Below are 16,427 nucleotides of genomic sequence, written 5' to 3'. Positions count from 1 at the left end.
ATGTGGGCCTTCGGTGGGCTGGGTATCCTGGCAATCCTTGGCGCGATTGCCTACCGGATGTCACGCAAATTCATGGGCTTTGTTGGCCTCGCCGAGGGCATTTTCCAAGCGTTTGGCTGGAAGAACGTTAGGGACATTGATCTGCCAGCGATCACCAAAAAGAGCAAAACATCAGGTGAACCGGGTGCGCTTGGGGTTCTCTATTTTAGATATTGATGGTGCGAGACATCGCTGGCGGGTCAAATGGCGGCTTTAATAGACGAATGTGGCCCAGCAGTGACTCCCCGCCACACCTGACCTCACCCAACTTATCAACAACCCCCTCTGCACAACCGCTGTAAAAACCTGCTGACATCCTGTGGGACAAACCTTGATAAAAACCACAGCCGCCGAAACGCACCAAGACTTTTCCCCAACTCAACCGCACTATCCACGCTTACTCCGCAAGCTTATCGCCCGCGCAACCTCTTGATCCCAAACGAAGGTTCGCACTTATCCACAATCGCCAACGCCGCTTGTTAACTATTACTACGTGTACATATACAAAGACTATAAAAACCAGAAGAACGACAGCCACCCTCGCCAGCCGGATACACACCCTAGCCAAAACGAGTGCCCCCCGAATTAAGCACTCCCCCCACAAACCACCCCCCAACTTTGCCGAATTTCGATAACACCTCGAATATTGGCTCACTACCATCGGCGAAAGCCTGCCCGCCCACGCACCGCAAAACCTTGCGGCGCCGAGCAAGCGGCAAACTCCGGGAGCGTCCGATGAAATCAGAGTCAACCAGTCAGCACGTCGGCAAAGTCACGCATCACGAGTTGAAGCAGACGCTCGGCACGTGGCAACTTTGGGGAATCGCGGTCGGCCTCGTGATTTCCGGTGAATACTTCGGCTGGAGTTACGGCTGGGCAAGCGCGGGCACGCTCGGCTTCGTGGTCACCGCGGTCTTTATCGCCGCGATGTACACCACGTTCATCTTCAGCTTCACCGAACTCACCACGTCGATCCCGCATGCCGGCGGTCCGTTCGCTTACGCGCGTCACGCATTCGGCCCGACGGGCGGCTATCTCGCGGGCGCTGCGACGCTCGTCGAATTCGTCTTTGCACCGCCGGCCATTGCGCTCGCCATCGGCGCCTATCTGCACGTGCAGTTCCCAGGTCTCGAACCGAAGCACGCGGCAATGGGCGCGTACCTCGTCTTCATGGCCTTGAACATCGTCGGTGTGCAGATCGCTGCGGCATTCGAATTGTGCGTGACGTTGCTCGCGATTTTCGAATTGCTCGTCTTCATGGGCGTCGTGTCGCCGGGCTTTCAATGGTCGAACTTTACGAAGGGCGGCTGGGCCGGCGCGGACACGTTCAGCATGGGCTCATTCAACGGCATGTTCGCAGCGATCCCGTTCGCGATCTGGTTCTTCCTCGCGATCGAAGGCGTCGCGATGGCCGCGGAAGAAGCGAAAAACCCGAAGCGCTCGATTCCGATCGCCTACGTCGCGGGCATCCTCACGCTCGTGGTGCTCGCCATCGGCGTGATGGTGTTTGCGGGCGCGGCCGGCGACTGGACCAAGCTGTCGAATATCAACGACCCGCTGCCGCAAGCGATGAAGTACATCGTCGGCGAACATAGCGGCTGGATGCATATGCTCGTGTGGCTCGGACTGTTCGGGCTCGTCGCGTCGTTTCACGGCATCATCCTCGGCTATTCGCGGCAGATCTTCGCGCTGGCTCGCGCTGGCTATTTGCCGGAGTGGCTCTCGAGTGTGCATCCGCGCTTCAAGACGCCGCATCGCGCGATTCTCGCCGGCGGTGTGATCGGCATCGCCGCGATCTATAGCGACGAACTGATTCAGTTCGGCGGCCAGACGCTCACGGCGAACATCGTGACGATGTCCGTGTTTGGCGCTATCGTGATGTATATCATCAGCATGTTGTCGCTGTTCAAGCTGCGCCGCACCGAGCCGAATATGGAGCGTCCGTTTCGCGCGCCGCTTTTTCCGTTCTTTCCGGCGTTCGCGCTGGTGGCCGCGGTAATCTGTCTGGCGACCATGGTGTACTTTAACTTTCTGGTGGCAGTGGTGTTCGCCATCTTCCTCGCACTCGGCTATGTCTATTTCCTCATGACGCGCCATCAACGCGAGGCCGCACCGGCCGACGCATTGCTCGAAGAATGACGGCCAAAGCCGCTGCGCCCGCAGCGGCGTTTGAGTCGTAAGCTGGAGTCGTAAAGATGAGCTATACGGAGACAATCGGCAGCCGCACGTATCGGTTTGCCGATCTGAAGACACTCATGGCGAAGGCGAGCCCGCAACGTTCCGGCGATCAACTCGCGGGCGTCGCGGCAGCAAGCGAAGAGGAGCGCGTCGCCGCAAAAATGGCGTTGGCGCAAGTACCGTTGCGCACGTTCCTGAACGAAGCGCTGATCCCGTACGAAAGCGACGAAGTCACGCGTCTCGTGATCGACGATCATTCGCCGCAGGCATTCGCCGAGATTTCACATCTTACGGTAGGCGACTTTCGCAATTGGCTGCTGAGCACGTCGACCGATGCGGACGCGCTCACACGTATCGCGGCGGGCCTCACGCCGGAAATGGTGGCGGCCGTTTCGAAGCTGATGCGCAATCAGGATCTGATCGCAGCGGCGCGCAAGCGTCCGGTGATCACGCGCTTTCGCAACACGGTGGGTTTGCCGGGCCACATGTCGGTGCGCCTGCAACCAAATCATCCGACAGATGACGTCAAAGGCATTGCAGCCTCGATGCTCGATGGCCTGATGTACGGTTGCGGCGATGCGATGATCGGCATCAATCCGGCCAGCGACAACCTCGCCGCGATCACGCGACTGCTTCTGATGATCGACGACTTCCGTCAACGCTATCAGGTGCCCACGCAATCCTGTGTGCTGACGCACGTCACCAACACGATTGCCGCGATCGAAAAAGGCGCACCCGTCGACCTCGTGTTTCAATCGATTGCGGGCACCGAAAAAGCCAACGCCGGCTTCGGCATTTCGCTCGCGCTACTGCAAGAAGCGTATGAAGCGGGACTGTCGCTCAAACGCGGCACGGTCGGCAGCAATCTGATGTACTTCGAAACGGGGCAGGGCAGCGCATTGTCGGCGGACGCGCATTTCGGCGTCGATCAACAAACTTGCGAAGTGCGCGCGTATGCGGTCGCGCGCAAGTTCAATCCGTTTCTCGTCAATACCGTGGTCGGCTTTATCGGCCCCGAGTATCTGTACGACGGCAAGCAGATCACGCGCGCCGGCCTTGAAGATCATTTCTGCGGCAAGCTGCTCGGCGTGCCGATGGGTTGCGACATCTGCTACACGAATCACGCGGAAGCCGATCAGGACGACATGGATAACCTGCTCACACTGCTTGGCGTGGCGGGCATCAATTTCATCATGGGCATTCCGGGCGCGGACGACGTCATGCTCAATTATCAAAGCACGTCCTTCCACGACGCACTTTATGTGCGCGACGTACTCGGCTTGCGTCGCGCGCCGGAATTCGAGGAATGGCTGGAGTCGATGCAGATTACCGACGCGCGCGGCGCATTGTTGAGCGCGTCGACACATCAACCGCTGCTCGAGGGCGCGCGCGACTGGATGGGCATCGCATGAGCGACTTTGTCGAAAAGAACTCGTGGAATGCGCTGCGTCAGTTCACCAATGCGCGCATTGCGTTGGGTCGCGCGGGCAACAGCGTGCCCACTGAGCCTTTACTTGCGTTCAATCTCTCGCATGCGCAAGCGCGGGACGCGGTGCATCATCCGTTGGACACCGAAGCATTGCATCAGCAGTTGCATGTGCTGAACTTCAAGACGCTGGACGTGCATAGCGCTGCGCCCGATCGCGAGCACTACTTGCGCCGCCCCGATCTTGGCCGGCGCTTGTCGGAAGAGAGCCGCGTCGCGCTCGCGCAATTGGCGGACGAAGCGCCGGACGTCGTGTTCGTGATCGGCGACGGTTTGTCGGCGTTCGCTGCATCGAAGCAAGCAGTGCCGCTATTGCAAGCCGTCGCTCCGCAACTCGCGGACTGGAAGATCGCGCCTGTCGTCGTCGCACGGCAGGCACGCGTTGCACTCGGCGACGAGATCGGCGAGTTGCTGCATGCGAAGATCGTCGTGATGCTGATCGGCGAGCGGCCTGGACTTAGTTCGCCCGATAGCCTCGGCATCTACCTCACGTACGCGCCGAAAGTGGGTTGCAGCGACGCGCAGCGCAATTGCATTTCGAACGTGCGTCCCGAAGGACTCGACTATCCGTTGGCCGCGCACAAGCTGCATTATCTGCTGACGCATGCGCGGCGCCTCGGCCTCACCGGCGTTGGTTTGAAAGACGACAGCGACGCGCTGCTCGCCGCTGCGCCGATAGCGCCCGCAATCGGCGGCGAAGCGAATGCAAAACCAGACTCAAACTCCGACGTAAAGTAAAAGCACCTTCACGCATCGGCGCGTTGCACAGGATGCACTGCGAGCCACGCATTCTCATCGTCGTCGAAGAGTCGCGAGCGCGTGAGAAAGCGCAGACCGCTCGGCCGCTCGAGAGAGAACATACCGCCGTTGCCTGGCACGACGTCGATAATCAACTGCGTGTGCTGCCAGTACTCGAATTGCGATTCGCTCATGTAGAACGGCACGCCCGCAAGCGTGCCGAGTTTCACGTCGGAAGAACCGACCATGAATTCGCTTTGCGGAAACATCATCGGCGCGCTGCCGTCGCAGCATCCGCCGGATTGATGGAACAGTACATCGCCATGTTCCGCGCGCAATTTGTCGATCAGCTCTTTTGCGGCGGGCGTTGCGATCACGCGAGCCACTTCTTTTTCGTCGGCCATCAATAGGTCCTCGCAGAAATAAAGCGAGCCGCGCAAAGCGGCCCGCTTCAATAGGATCGCTACGGTTGAATGCTTAGAAGAAGCCGAGCGGTTTCTCGCTATAGCTGACGAGCAGGTTCTTCGTCTGCTGATAATGGTCGAGCATCATCTTGTGGTTCTCGCGGCCAATGCCCGATTGCTTGTAGCCGCCAAACGCCGCGTGAGCGGGATATGCGTGATAGCAATTGGTCCACACGCGGCCCGCCTGAATTTGCCGGCCAAAGCGATAGGCGCGCGTGCCGTCGCGTGTCCATACGCCGGCGCCGAGACCGTAAAGCGTGTCGTTGGCGATTTCGAGTGCTTCTTCTTCGGTCTTGAACGTCGTGACCGAAACCACCGGCCCGAAGATCTCTTCCTGGAAGATGCGCATTTTGTTATTGCCGCGAAACACGGTCGGCTTCACGTAATAGCCTTTGCTCAATTCACCGCTCAATGTATTGCGTTCGCCGCCGATCAGACACTCGGCGCCTTCCTGCTTGCCGAGATCGACATACGACAGGATCTTCTCCAATTGTTCCTGCGAAGCCTGCGCACCGATCATCGTTTTCGTATCCAGCGGATGACCCTGCGTGATCGCCGCGACGCGCTTCAACGCACGTTCCATAAAGCGGTCATAGATCTTTTCATCGATCAACACGCGCGACGGACACGTGCACACCTCGCCCTGATTCAGCGCGAACATCGCGAAGCCTTCGAGTGCTTTGTCGAAATAGCTGTCGTCCTGATTCATCACGTCGGCGAAGAAAATATTCGGGCTCTTGCCGCCGAGTTCCAGCGTGACCGGAATGATGTTCTGGCTCGCGTACTGCATGATCAGACGGCCTGTCGTCGTCTCGCCGGTAAACGCGATCTTCGCGATGCGCTTGCTCGACGCTAGCGGTTTGCCGGCTTCGAGACCGAAACCGTTCACCACATTCAGCACGCCTGCGGGCAGCAAGTCCTGAATCAGTTCAGCGAGTACGAGAATGGACGCGGGCGTCTGCTCCGCCGGTTTGAGCACGACGCAATTGCCGGCGGCGAGTGCGGGCGCGAGCTTCCACACGGCCATCAGAATGGGGAAATTCCACGGAATGATCTGACCGACTACGCCGAGCGGCTCATGAAAATGATAGGCCACCGTGTCGTCGTCGATCTCGGAGATCGAACCTTCCTGCGCACGCACGGCGCCGGCGAAATAGCGGAAATGATCGATGGCAAGCGGAATATCGGCGGCCATCGTTTCGCGCAGCGGCTTGCCGTTGTCGATCGTTTCAGCCACTGCAAGGCGCTGCAGGTTCGCTTCCATACGATCGGCAATGCGGTTCAGAATGTTCGCGCGATCCGTCGTCGACGTCTTGCCCCACGCAGCTTTGGCTCGGTGCGCGGCATCGAGCGCCAACTCGACATCCGCTTCGCGCGAGCGCGGAATGGAGGTGAACGGTTCGCCCGTAATCGGCGACACATTGTCGAAGTACTCGCCACCCACGGGCTTCACCCATTCGCCGCCGATAAAGTTCGCATACTGCTTTTTGAACGGGAATTCGGTCGTCAGAAACTGCATCTCCGCGTGATTCATCTGTGTGCTCCTCACATGTTTGAATGGGCTATAGTCGGCGCGATGTCGCGACCGGTTTGCAATCCGTTGAAGCGGGCGCGTGACCCATAGAGCCAGAACCATGCCAATGCACCTGGCTGGTGAGGCGTGCACGCACGGCAAGCACGCGCGCACCGCAGCCTGTGTTTCAAGGTCGAATCGGCGGCCGGTGCGCGCGTCGTTTGTGAGCAGTGCAGTTGTTGCTGTTCATCAATTGAACAGCGCGCTGACACGGGTTGGAGCAATCGGCGTGTTGAATGGGCGCTCGCAATCGGCATGGGACTTGCCTTGTTTTTTCTCTTCGATACTCCATCGCGCGGATTGGCCATGACGATCGAAACCCTCAGCGACAGCGCGACCACCTCGGCCATCTGTGCGGCTTCGACGCTTGCGCCGCAGCCGAGCTTTCGCGTACAGACCCGCGTCGCTCACGACGCCGACGAGCAGGCGCGCAATCTTCACGGCTGGCATCAGACCTACGACCAATTGACCGCGGGCAGCTTTGTCGGCGGTCTCACGGAGTTGTGCCTCGACCATATGCAGGTGTTCGTCGAAACGACGAGCCACACGCTGCGGCAGACCTGCGAGGTTCAGAAAGACGCGTACTGGTTCGGCATTCCGACATGCCGCGCCGGATCGGGCCGCATCGACGCGCAGATCATTACCGGCGATGCACTCGCGTTTCGTCCGGGTGGCGTCGAATTCGAATTGCTGACGTCGGCGGGCTACGAGATTTTCGGTGTAGTCGTGAAGGGCGAAGTGTTGCGCCGCTATGCAGCGCAAGTGGAGCGCGTCGGGCTGGCCGAGCAGTGGGCAGACACTGAGGTCGTGAAGATCGGCATGGCGCGCAAAGAGCGTTTATGTGCATCGTTGCGCGAGTTGCTTCAGCAGAGCGCCGCAAGTGCCGCGCCGTTGTCGTCGTCTGCGCGCGAGAACTTGCAGGCCGCCGTGCTTGCTTCCCTGTTCGACGTGGGCGCGTTGCCCGCGTGCTCCGAACCGATTGCGATGCCGGCGCGTGCACGTCGTCAGTCGATCGTATCGGAGGCGCGCGATTATGTGCTCGCGAATCGCGATCGCGCGGTCAGCGTGCCGGAGTTGTGCGAGCGTCTGCATGTGAGCCGGCGCACATTGCAATACTGCTTTCAGGACGTGCTCGGCATGGCGCCCGCTACTTATGTGCGGGCAATCCGATTGAACGGCGCGCGGCGCGATCTGTGCAACGCATCGCGCGATTCGCGCTCGGTGCAAGATGTGGCGGCGGCCTGGGGTTTCTGGCACATGAGCCAGTTCGCAACCGATTATCGCAAGCTCTTCGGCATGCGGCCTTCGGATACGTTGAAGGCCGCAATCGGCACGCATTCCGCAACGAATACCCGCTCGTTCGCGCACTAGCGGCTTTGAATGTGCATCGCTGTGCAGCGCATTGCATTGGATGACTAACTATTTGCGCAGCAGCCGCAAACCGTTCGCGACCACGAGCAGGCTCGCGCCGACATCGGCGAACACGGCCATCCACATGGTGCCGAGACCCATCACGGTCAACACGAGAAAGACGCCCTTGATGCCGAGCGCGAGCGCAATGTTTTGCACCAGCACCGAATGCGTCGCTTTCGACAGGTGGATGAACAGCGGGATCTTGCGCAAGTCGTCGTCCATCAACGCGACGTCGGCGGTTTCGATCGCGGTGCCCGTGCCCATCGCGCCCATCGCAAAGCCGATGTCGGCACGGGCCAGCGCGGGCGCGTCGTTGATGCCGTCGCCGACCATGCCGACGGTCGCGCCCTCGGCCGACCACTGCGCGACCGCGTCGACTTTGTCTTGCGGCAAAAGATTACCGCGCGCTTCGTCGATGCCAACCTGTTGCGCGATGGCCGCCGCCGTGTGCGGGTTGTCGCCGGTGAGCATTGCGGTGCGCACGCCCGCGCGATGCAACTCGGCGATAGCCATGCGGCTCGTCTCTTTCACGGTATCGGCGACGGCGAATAGCGCAATCACGCGTTGCGCGTCGCTCAGCAGCACGACGGTCTTTCCTTGACGCTCGAGCGCGTCGAGCCGCGCTTCGAGGGACGGTGAACAACGCCCGAGTTCTTCCGCGAGCCGATGATTGCCGAGCCAGTACGTCGCGCCGTTAATCTCGCCGCGCACGCCGCGTCCGGCGAGTGCTTCGAATGAATCGACCAGGAGACTCGTCACGCCGTCTTTTTGCGCCGCGCTTGCAATCGCCATCGAAACGGGATGGTCCGAGCGCGCCGCAAGACTCGCGGCGAGCGTACGGCAACGCGCCGCGTCGGCATCCGCATCCGCGAGCATTTCGGCGAGCATCGCGAAATCGGTTTGTACAGGTTTGCCGTGCGTGATCGTGCCGGTTTTATCGAGCGCGAGACGGCTCAGCTTGCGACCCTGTTCAAGGTACACGCCGCCCTTGATGAGTATCCCTTTACGCGCAGCCGCCGCGAGCCCGCTGACGATCGTCACCGGCGTCGAAATCACGAGCGCGCACGGGCACGCAATCACGAGCATCACGAGCGCCTTGTAGATCCACGCGTGCCACATGCCGCCGAAAAAGAGCGGCGGCACGAGCGCCACCGCCAACGCGACGGCGAACACGAGCGGCGTATAGACGCGCGCGAACTGATCGACGAAACGTTGCGTGGGCGCTTTGGTGCCTTGCGCCTCTTCGACTGCATGGATGATGCGCGCGAGCGTCGTGTTGCTCGCCGCCGCCGTCACGCGATAGTCGAACGAACCGGCCTGGTTGATGGTGCCCGCGAACACGGCGTCGCCCACGGTTTTGTCGACTGGCAGGCTTTCTCCTGTGATCGGCGCCTGATCGACGCTGGAGCGTCCCGCGATGATTTCTCCATCGAGCGCGATCCGCTCGCCCGGCTTCACGCGGACCAGCGCGCCCGGCGCGATTGCCTTGAGATCGGTGAGCCGCCAGTCGCCGTCGGGCTGCTGCACGCTCGCCTGTTCGGGCGTCAGTTGCATCAGTCCCTGAATCGCATTGCGGGCGCGGTCGAGCGACTTCGCCTCGATCAGTTCGGCGACGGTGAAAAGCACCATCACCATCGCCGCTTCCGGCCATTGCCCGAGGATCAGCGCGCCCGTCACGGCAATGCTCATCAACGCGTTGATGTTGAGGTTGCCGTGACGAATCGCGAGCCAGCCCTTGCGGTAGGTCGTGAGCCCGCAGGAGACGATCGCGAGGATCGCGAGACTCGCTGCCATCCAAACCGGCGCACCGAGCCAGCCAGCGGCCTCTGAAGCGACCGCAGCGACGCCTGCGAAGGCGAGCGGCCACCATGACACGCGCTTTCGCTGATCTTGCGCAGCGTTCCGCGTCGTTGCCGATGCATTCGGCGCGTCGGCATCCGCGAGTTCCGGCGTGAAGTCCAGCGAACGCAGCGCGTCGAGAATGGAGTCCAGCGCATTCGGTGCATGCACAACGGTCAGCACGCGCTGCATCAGATTGAACTGCATGCTGCGCACGTCCGCCATGCGGCTGAATTTTTTGCGGATCAACGCTTCTTCGGTCGGACAATCCATTTGCATGATGCGGATCGCCGTGCGCACATCGCCGCCTTGCACTCGTTCGGATTGCGGCAAATCTGCGGCTGGCAATGGCAAGGAAGCATCGGCGGCAGCAGAACAGCAGCCTCCGCCCGCATGGTCATGTGCGTGCTTTTCGTGCCGATGCCCATGCTCATGTTCATGCCCTTGCTCACAGGAGCTTGCTTCCGCTTCTTCCAGACGGTCGTCTTTCGCGTCGTGCGCGTGCTGCATGGTGGCTTCCTCGTTCGATTTGTGGTCTAGTAAACACCTTGAAGCCACTACAAGGTCAAGGCCGGTATCGGAGGGCCCATGAAAATCGGCGAATTGGCGAAAATCGCCCATTGCACGACCGAAACCATCCGCTTTTACGAGAAAGAAGGGCTGCTGCCCGAAGCGGAGCGCACTGAGGCCAATTACCGCAGCTATACGGCGAAGCACGTCGAGCGGCTGCGCTTCATCCGCAATTGCCGCGCGCTCGACATGACGCACGACGAAATTCGCGCGCTGCTGCGTCTGACCGACGCGCCGGCCAACGGCTGCGGCGGCATCAATAATCTGATCGACGAGCATATTGCGCACGTCGATACGCGTATCGACGAACTGCAACAGCTCAAGGCGCAATTGCACGTGCTGCGCGAGCAATGCCACGGCGAACAGGCGGTCGAAGACTGCGGCATCGTGCAGGGTCTCAGCGAAATGGACGTCAGCGCGCCGCGCACACGGCACACGCATCTCGGTTGATGCGGCCAGTCGAATCAACAATCGAATCCAGTCGGAGAAGCAACGTGTTTACATGTAGAAACCAGTCCTGCGGCGCGCAGTGGGAGCAGTCGGACGTCATCATCAAAAACGAAGGGCAAGGGCTTCTGTTCCGCTGCCCGCTGTGTGGCGCGCGCAATTACGTCGAGCGTTTCGAAGGCGACGACGGCGCGGTGCTGTACGAGCAGATGGACGGCCGTCCGTCGCCCGGACCCATCGCCGAATAGTCCCTAGCCTTTAGCCGATCACGAGCCAACCATTTATGAACAGTCCCACTACGGCCGGCGCGCCGTTCAGCCAACTGCCGCTGCCGGCCGCCACGCTCGCGAATCTCACGCAACTCGGCTATGTCGAGATGACGCCGATTCAGGCCGCGAGTTTGCCTATCGCACTCGCCGGCCACGATCTCATCGCGCAGGCAAAAACCGGCAGCGGCAAGACCGCGGCGTTTTCTCTCGCGCTGCTCGCGCGTCTCGACACACGCAACTTCGCCGTGCAGGCGATGGTGCTGTGTCCCACGCGCGAACTCGCCGATCAGGTCACGCAGGAAATCCGCCGGCTCGCGCGCGCCGAAGAAAACGTCAAGGTGCTGACCTTGTGCGGCGGCACGCCGATGCGTCCGCAAACCGCGAGTCTCGAACACGGCGCGCATATCGTGGTCGGCACGCCGGGCCGCATCATGGATCACCTCGAGCGCGGCAGTTTGCCGCTGCAATCGCTCAATACGCTCGTGCTCGATGAAGCCGACCGCATGCTCGACATGGGTTTCTTCGACGACATCGCGACGGTGGTCAGGCAATGCCCGAAGGAACGGCAAACGCTGCTTTTCTCGGCGACGTATCCCGAGGGCATCGTCAAGCTGAGTCAGCAATTTCTCCGGAATCCGAAGGAAGTGAAGCTGGCCGAGCGGCACGACAATACGAAGATCCGCCAACGCTTCTATGAAGTGACCGAAGACGAGCGTCTGCATGCCGTCGGTCTGTTGCTCAACCACTATCGTCCGGTCAGCACGCTCGCGTTTTGCAACACCAAGCAGCAATGCCGCGATTTGCTCGACGTGCTGCGCGCGCAGGGTTTTCATGCGCTTGCGCTGCACGGCGAGCTCGATCAGCGCGAGCGCGATCAGGTGCTGATCCAGTTCGCGAATCGCAGTTGCTCGGTGCTGGTCGCCACCGACGTCGCCGCCCGCGGCCTCGACATCGCGCAACTCGAGGCGGTAATCAACGTCGACGTGACGCCTGATCCCGAAGTGCATGTGCACCGTATCGGCCGCACCGGTCGCGCCGATCAGGAAGGCTGGGCATTGAGCCTCGCGAGCATGAATGAAATGGGGCGCGTCGGCGGTCTGGAGCAGGCGCACAAGCGCGACGTCGAATGGCACAAGCTGTCCGAGCTCACGCCAAAGAGTAATGAGCCGCTGTTGCCGCCCATGGAAACACTGCAGATTCTCGGCGGCCGCAAGGAAAAAATCCGTCCCGGCGACGTGCTCGGCGCGCTCACCGGCGACGCCGGTTTCGCCGGCTCGCAGATCGGCAAGATCAACGTGACGGAGATGTCGACCTATGTGGCCGTCGAGCGCAGCATTGCGCGCGAAGCGGTGCGCAAGCTCAGTGCGGGCAAGGTGAAGGGCAAGAAGGTCAAGGTCCGGCTGATGGAAGACGCCTGATCTCGTGGCGTGGGCGGCGGCGCGCGTGCGAAAAGCGGCGCGTGCTGTTTTCCAGGCCGCGTCGCCGTCACGATTGCGCCTGCGTTTAAGCCATGAAATAAACGCATGCGCCGCATGACAAAGTTTCGATTGTGATGGTTCTTTGGCTGATGCCTAATCATTCAACCGGCGCTCGAGCGCAATGGACGGCTGCATACTTCGCCGCCGTCAGTCCGCCGCCGGATGAAGATAGGGAGAAGCCATATGCAGAGCGCCATGCAAGCCCGCTCGAAATTGCCTGATGTCGGCACGACGATTTTTACCGTGATCGGCCAACTGGCCGCGCAACACGATGCGCTGAATCTGTCGCAAGGCGCGCCGAATTTCGCGCCGGACGCGAAGCTCATCGACGGTGTGGCGAACGCAATGCGCGCGGGTCACAACCAGTACGCACCCATGTCCGGCATCGCGGCGTTGCGCGAAGCGCTCGCCGACAAAGTAGAGACGCTATACGGCGTGCGCTATGACCCCGCGAGCGAAGTAACGGTGATCGCGAGCGCCAGCGAGGGCCTTTATTCGACGATCAGCGCATTGGTGCATCCGGGCGATGAAGTGATTTACTTCGAGCCTTCGTTCGACAGCTATGGACCGATCGTCCGGCTGCAAGGCGCGACACCCGTGCCGATCAAATTGTCGCTCGCCGATTTCCGCGTGAACTGGGACGAGGTCGCCGCCGCGATCACGCCGAAGACGCGCATGATCATCATCAACACGCCGCACAATCCGACCGCGACCGTGTTCGACGAAGCCGACATCACGCGCCTGAAGGCGCTCACGCGAAACACCGACATCGTGATTCTCGCCGACGAGGTCTACGAGCATGTCGTGTTCGACGGCGCGAAACATCAGAGCATGGCGTGCCACAGCGAGCTCGCCGAGCGTAGCGTGATTGTGTCGTCGTTCGGCAAGTCGTATCACGTGACGGGTTGGCGCGTCGGCTATTGCCTCGCGCCCGCCGAGTTGATGAACGAGATCCGCAAGGTGCATCAGTTCATGGTGTTTTCCGCCGATACACCGATGCAGTACGCGTTCGTCGATGCATTGGCGAATCGCGAAAGCTATCTCGGCTTGTCTGCGTTCTATCAGCAAAAACGCGATCTGCTTGCACACGGGCTTCGCGAATCACGCTTTGAGTTGCTGCCGAGTGCAGGCAGCTTTTTCATGCTCGCGCGCTTTCGCGGCTTCTCCGATGAAACGGACAGCGACTTCGTGTTGCGCCTGATTCGCGATGCGCGCGTCGCGACGATTCCGCTCTCGGCGTTCTACAGCGACGGTACGGATTCCGGCCTGATTCGCCTGAGTTTTTCGAAAGACGACGCGACGCTGATCGAAGGCGCGCGCCGTTTGTGCGAGATCTGAAACTGCGTGCGCGTGAGCGCGGCGCTGTCATTTTTGAACGCAGTATGATCGTCGCGCCATTGCATATTCACACGCTACGCATTCGTACTACAACGCGTACTACAACGAAACCGAAGGAAAGGGACCTGCTATGAAACTGCTCAAGTCTTTGTTGGCGCTCGCTTGCGCGTTCGCATCGGTGGCGGCATCGTCCGCTGCCGTTGCCGCCGACACATCGACGCTGCGTTTCGGGCTCGAAGCGCAGTATCCGCCGTTCGAATCGAAGGGACCGGGCGGCGAGCTGCAAGGTCTCGACATCGACGTCGGCAATGCAGTGTGCGCCGCCGCGAAGATGACCTGCAAATGGGTGGAGACATCGTTCGACGGTTTGATTCCGGCGCTGCAAGGCCGCAAATTCGACGCGATCAACTCGGCGATGAATGCGACCGAACAGCGTCGCCAGGCGATCGACTTCACGACGGTCGTCTATCGCGTGCCGACGCAGTTGATCGCAAAGCGCGACAGCGGTCTGCTGCCGACTGCCGAAGCATTGAAGGGCAAACGCGTGGGCGTGTTGCAGGCGTCAATTCAGGAGACGTTTGCGAAGACGCATTGGGAACCCGCGGGCGTCACCGTCGTGCCGTATCAGGATCAGAATCAGGTGTACACGGACCTGGTCGCGGGGCGTGTCGATGCAACGCTCGTGCTCGCGCCCGCGGGACAAACCGGTTTTCTGTCGAAGCCGAACGGCAAGGACTACGCATTCGTCGGACAACCGGTGCGCGACGACAAGATTCTCGGCAGCGGTATCGCCTATGGCATCCGCAAGGGCGATACGGCATTGCGCGAGCGCTTGAACGCGGCGATTGCGAAGGTGCAGGCGGACGGCACCGTGAAGACGCTCGCAGCGAAATACCTCGGCAATATCGACGTTTCCGCGAAGTAACCGCTTGCGGTGCGCAACATCCGCAGCGCACGCATAAGCCCGCTTGTTGGCCGCGCGTTTGACGGCTACGATAAGTGGCCTCGCCGAACTTGCGGCTTTTGACAGCCGCGCATTTCCGCGAGGCCCACGTACACCGGAGGAGGCGCGCGAATGAGCGGAACGACAGCGGCGGCAATTCATGCGAAGCGCGCAAGGGAGCCGCAATTCTGGCGTAGCGAGGCGTTGCCGTTCATCGAGGCGCGCTCCATCGAAGACGGCCGCGAAATCTGCTACGCGAAGCACTCTCACGAAACCTTCTCCATCGGCGCGGTCACTGGCGGACGCAGCGTGTACGTGAACCGCCACGCGCGCGAATGGACCGGCGCGGGCGCGGTTGTTCTGATGAATCCCGACGACGTTCATGCATGCAATCCCATCGCCGACGAGCGCTGGTCGTATCGCATGCTTCACGTCGACGTCGCGTGGCTCACATCGTTGCAACACGAACTCGGCTTCAGCGAGAACCACGCGTTTCGCGCGTTCTCGCAGACCATGACGACAGACGCCGAACTCTTCGACGGCCTCAATCGGCTGCATGGAATTCTGGTCGACAACGATGCGGATTTGCTGCGCAAACAAAGCGCCGCCGTGGCATTTTTCACTGAGGTGCAGCAGCGCCTGAACCCCGCGCCGCTTTCACACGACGACGCCAGCCGTCAACTCGCGCGAGCGGCCGAATTCATCGCCGACAATTGCACGCACCCGCTGAAGCTCGAGGACATATGCGAGGCCGCGGGCCTGTCCGCGTCGCATCTGATTCGCGCATTTAAGGAGCGCTACGGCATGACGCCGCACGCGTATCTGATCAATCGGCGCATTCAGTACAGCCGCGCTCAACTGAGGCGCGGCCGATTGATCGCCGACGTCGCGCTCGACGCCGGCTTCGCCGATCAGGCGCATTTGCAGCGCACGTTCAAGCGGCTCGTCGCCGCGACGCCGGGGCAATATCGCAGTTGACTGCGGGGTTGCCGCAGTTTTCGGCGCCTCACGTCACAAGCAAATACAGCGCGCTCGCCGCAAGCAACGCCGCCATGATCCGATTGAACAACCTAACGCGCTGCGGCGCCTGCAAGTACTTGCGCAGAAACGTCCCGGCGTAGGCCCAGCTTGCAATCGACACATAGCAGATCACAAAGTAGATCACAGTGAATTGCCAGACGAGTTTGCCGTCGCCATCGGCGGCATACGCGCCCATGCCAGCCAGCGACGCGAGCCATGCTTTCGGGTTGAGCCATTGCATCGCCGCGCCATAGGCGAACGACGGGCCGCGCGATGGTTTATCGGCGCCGAGTTGGCCGTCATCGACGGCGAGCTTGTAGGCCATGACCAGCAGAAACGCGACGCCGGCCCATTTGACGATGCTCACGAGTGCGGGGACATGCACAAGCAGTTCATGCAGTCCGAGGCCGATCAGCAGAAGCAGCACGGTAAAACCGACGGTCGCGCCGCTCACATGCCGCATGCTCGCGGCGAAGCCATGCTGTGCGCCGGCGCTCAGCGCGACGACGTTGACGGGACCTGGCGAAATCGACGAAGCCAGCGCGAACGCGGCCATGGAAAGCAAAGCGGACATCGGTGCCTCGATACGTGAATGCGCGGGATTGACGCGGTTCAACGGTATCGGCGGCTGA

Annotated in this window: 15 protein-coding genes and 1 pseudogene; 12 read left to right on the top strand and 4 right to left on the bottom strand. The window is 61.0% G+C overall.

The features are described 5' to 3' along the window. From C8K18_RS29840 to eutC, 4 genes and pseudogenes are all read left to right on the top strand, one after another. Window positions 1-216: pseudogene (locus tag C8K18_RS29840) on the top strand (hypothetical protein); the annotation flags it as partial. A 558-nt stretch (window positions 217-774) separates the two neighbouring features. Further along, window positions 775-2,178 carry an ethanolamine permease gene (gene eat, locus C8K18_RS29835; RefSeq protein WP_029971158.1) on the top strand — a complete coding sequence of 468 codons (1,404 nt, stop codon included), beginning with the start codon at window positions 775-777 and terminating at the stop codon, window positions 2,176-2,178. A gap of 56 nt (window positions 2,179-2,234) precedes the next feature. After that, window positions 2,235-3,629, top strand: a complete 1,395-nt coding sequence (locus C8K18_RS29830) for an ethanolamine ammonia-lyase subunit EutB (RefSeq protein ID WP_107709106.1) — start codon at window positions 2,235-2,237, stop codon at window positions 3,627-3,629. Further along, entirely contained in the window at window positions 3,626-4,441 is an 816-nt protein-coding gene (eutC, locus tag C8K18_RS29825) for an ethanolamine ammonia-lyase subunit EutC (protein ID WP_006050577.1), read from the top strand. Before C8K18_RS29830 ends, eutC begins: the two co-directional genes overlap by 4 nt. Before the next feature lie 8 nt (window positions 4,442-4,449). Here eutC and C8K18_RS29820 read toward each other — a convergent pair whose 3' ends face one another. Together C8K18_RS29820 and adh are read right to left on the bottom strand one after the other, a co-directional pair. After that, complete coding sequence (locus C8K18_RS29820) at window positions 4,450-4,845, bottom strand: DUF779 domain-containing protein (protein WP_029971155.1); 396 nt, start codon at window positions 4,843-4,845, stop codon at window positions 4,450-4,452. Between the two features lie 73 nt (window positions 4,846-4,918). Then, window positions 4,919-6,439, bottom strand: coding sequence for an aldehyde dehydrogenase (adh, locus tag C8K18_RS29815; protein WP_053857327.1), 1,521 nt, complete (start codon window positions 6,437-6,439; stop codon window positions 4,919-4,921). Window positions 6,440-6,784: 345 nt separating this feature from the next. Here adh and C8K18_RS29810 point away from each other — a divergent pair, with 345 nt between their 5' ends. Further along, a complete protein-coding gene (locus tag C8K18_RS29810; RefSeq protein ID WP_107709108.1) occupies window positions 6,785-7,849 on the top strand; it encodes a helix-turn-helix domain-containing protein in 1,065 nt (354 codons plus the stop codon). Window positions 7,850-7,897: 48 nt separating this feature from the next. Here C8K18_RS29810 and C8K18_RS29805 read toward each other — a convergent pair whose 3' ends face one another. Continuing rightward, window positions 7,898-10,009: a heavy metal translocating P-type ATPase gene (locus tag C8K18_RS29805; RefSeq protein WP_258196156.1), complete on the bottom strand. Its 2,112-nt coding sequence runs from the start codon at window positions 10,007-10,009 to the stop codon at window positions 7,898-7,900. On the opposite strand from C8K18_RS29805, the gene C8K18_RS33900 reads away from it, so the two are divergent. From C8K18_RS33900 to C8K18_RS29775, 7 genes are all read left to right on the top strand, one after another. Continuing rightward, complete coding sequence (locus tag C8K18_RS33900) at window positions 10,004-10,270, top strand: hypothetical protein (protein WP_258196157.1); 267 nt, start codon at window positions 10,004-10,006, stop codon at window positions 10,268-10,270. The two genes, C8K18_RS29805 and C8K18_RS33900, sit on opposite strands and share 6 nt — an antisense overlap. Window positions 10,271-10,318: 48 nt before the next feature. After that, on the top strand, window positions 10,319-10,750 hold the full coding sequence (gene cadR / locus C8K18_RS29800; RefSeq protein ID WP_029971152.1) for a Cd(II)/Pb(II)-responsive transcriptional regulator: 432 nt from the start codon (window positions 10,319-10,321) through the stop codon (window positions 10,748-10,750). A 44-nt stretch (window positions 10,751-10,794) separates the two neighbouring features. Further along, window positions 10,795-10,995: a hypothetical protein gene (locus C8K18_RS29795; protein WP_006050570.1), complete on the top strand. Its 201-nt coding sequence runs from the start codon at window positions 10,795-10,797 to the stop codon at window positions 10,993-10,995. A gap of 35 nt (window positions 10,996-11,030) precedes the next feature. Continuing rightward, window positions 11,031-12,434, top strand: a complete 1,404-nt coding sequence (dbpA, locus tag C8K18_RS29790) for an ATP-dependent RNA helicase DbpA (RefSeq protein WP_107709112.1) — start codon at window positions 11,031-11,033, stop codon at window positions 12,432-12,434. Between the two features lie 243 nt (window positions 12,435-12,677). Continuing rightward, complete coding sequence (locus C8K18_RS29785; RefSeq protein WP_107709114.1) at window positions 12,678-13,832, top strand: pyridoxal phosphate-dependent aminotransferase; 1,155 nt, start codon at window positions 12,678-12,680, stop codon at window positions 13,830-13,832. A 130-nt stretch (window positions 13,833-13,962) separates the two neighbouring features. After that, the gene (locus tag C8K18_RS29780) at window positions 13,963-14,757 is read left to right on the top strand and encodes an ABC transporter substrate-binding protein (RefSeq protein WP_053857332.1); all 795 of its coding nucleotides are present in this window, start codon (window positions 13,963-13,965) and stop codon (window positions 14,755-14,757) included. Between the two features lie 150 nt (window positions 14,758-14,907). Beyond that, window positions 14,908-15,753, top strand: coding sequence for an AraC family transcriptional regulator (locus C8K18_RS29775; RefSeq protein ID WP_107709116.1), 846 nt, complete (start codon window positions 14,908-14,910; stop codon window positions 15,751-15,753). 28 nt (window positions 15,754-15,781) lie between these two features. Here C8K18_RS29775 and C8K18_RS29770 read toward each other — a convergent pair whose 3' ends face one another. After that, entirely contained in the window at window positions 15,782-16,369 is a 588-nt protein-coding gene (locus C8K18_RS29770) for a LysE family translocator (protein WP_006050565.1), read from the bottom strand. Window positions 16,370-16,427 lie beyond the last annotated feature (58 nt).

Source organism: Paraburkholderia sp. GV068 (assembly GCF_003058125.1).
In the GTDB taxonomy this organism is placed as follows: Bacteria; Pseudomonadota; Gammaproteobacteria; order Burkholderiales; family Burkholderiaceae; genus Paraburkholderia; species Paraburkholderia graminis.
Note: the sequence above shows the minus strand (reverse complement) of the source record. Positions and strands in the feature narration are given on the sequence as shown.

Coding starts and splice junctions, on each gene's coding strand:
- eat (WP_029971158.1), top strand. CDS start 775: ATGAAATCAGAGTCAACCAGTCAGCACGTCGGCAAAGTCACGCATCAC.
- C8K18_RS29830 (WP_107709106.1), top strand. CDS start 2,235: ATGAGCTATACGGAGACAATCGGCAGCCGCACGTATCGGTTTGCCGAT.
- eutC (WP_006050577.1), top strand. CDS start 3,626: ATGAGCGACTTTGTCGAAAAGAACTCGTGGAATGCGCTGCGTCAGTTC.
- C8K18_RS29820 (WP_029971155.1), bottom strand. CDS start 4,845: ATGGCCGACGAAAAAGAAGTGGCTCGCGTGATCGCAACGCCCGCCGCA.
- adh (WP_053857327.1), bottom strand. CDS start 6,439: ATGAATCACGCGGAGATGCAGTTTCTGACGACCGAATTCCCGTTCAAA.
- C8K18_RS29810 (WP_107709108.1), top strand. CDS start 6,785: ATGACGATCGAAACCCTCAGCGACAGCGCGACCACCTCGGCCATCTGT.
- C8K18_RS29805 (WP_258196156.1), bottom strand. CDS start 10,009: ATGCAAATGGATTGTCCGACCGAAGAAGCGTTGATCCGCAAAAAATTC.
- cadR (WP_029971152.1), top strand. CDS start 10,319: ATGAAAATCGGCGAATTGGCGAAAATCGCCCATTGCACGACCGAAACC.
- dbpA (WP_107709112.1), top strand. CDS start 11,031: ATGAACAGTCCCACTACGGCCGGCGCGCCGTTCAGCCAACTGCCGCTG.
- C8K18_RS29785 (WP_107709114.1), top strand. CDS start 12,678: ATGCAGAGCGCCATGCAAGCCCGCTCGAAATTGCCTGATGTCGGCACG.
- C8K18_RS29780 (WP_053857332.1), top strand. CDS start 13,963: ATGAAACTGCTCAAGTCTTTGTTGGCGCTCGCTTGCGCGTTCGCATCG.
- C8K18_RS29775 (WP_107709116.1), top strand. CDS start 14,908: ATGAGCGGAACGACAGCGGCGGCAATTCATGCGAAGCGCGCAAGGGAG.
- C8K18_RS29770 (WP_006050565.1), bottom strand. CDS start 16,369: ATGTCCGCTTTGCTTTCCATGGCCGCGTTCGCGCTGGCTTCGTCGATT.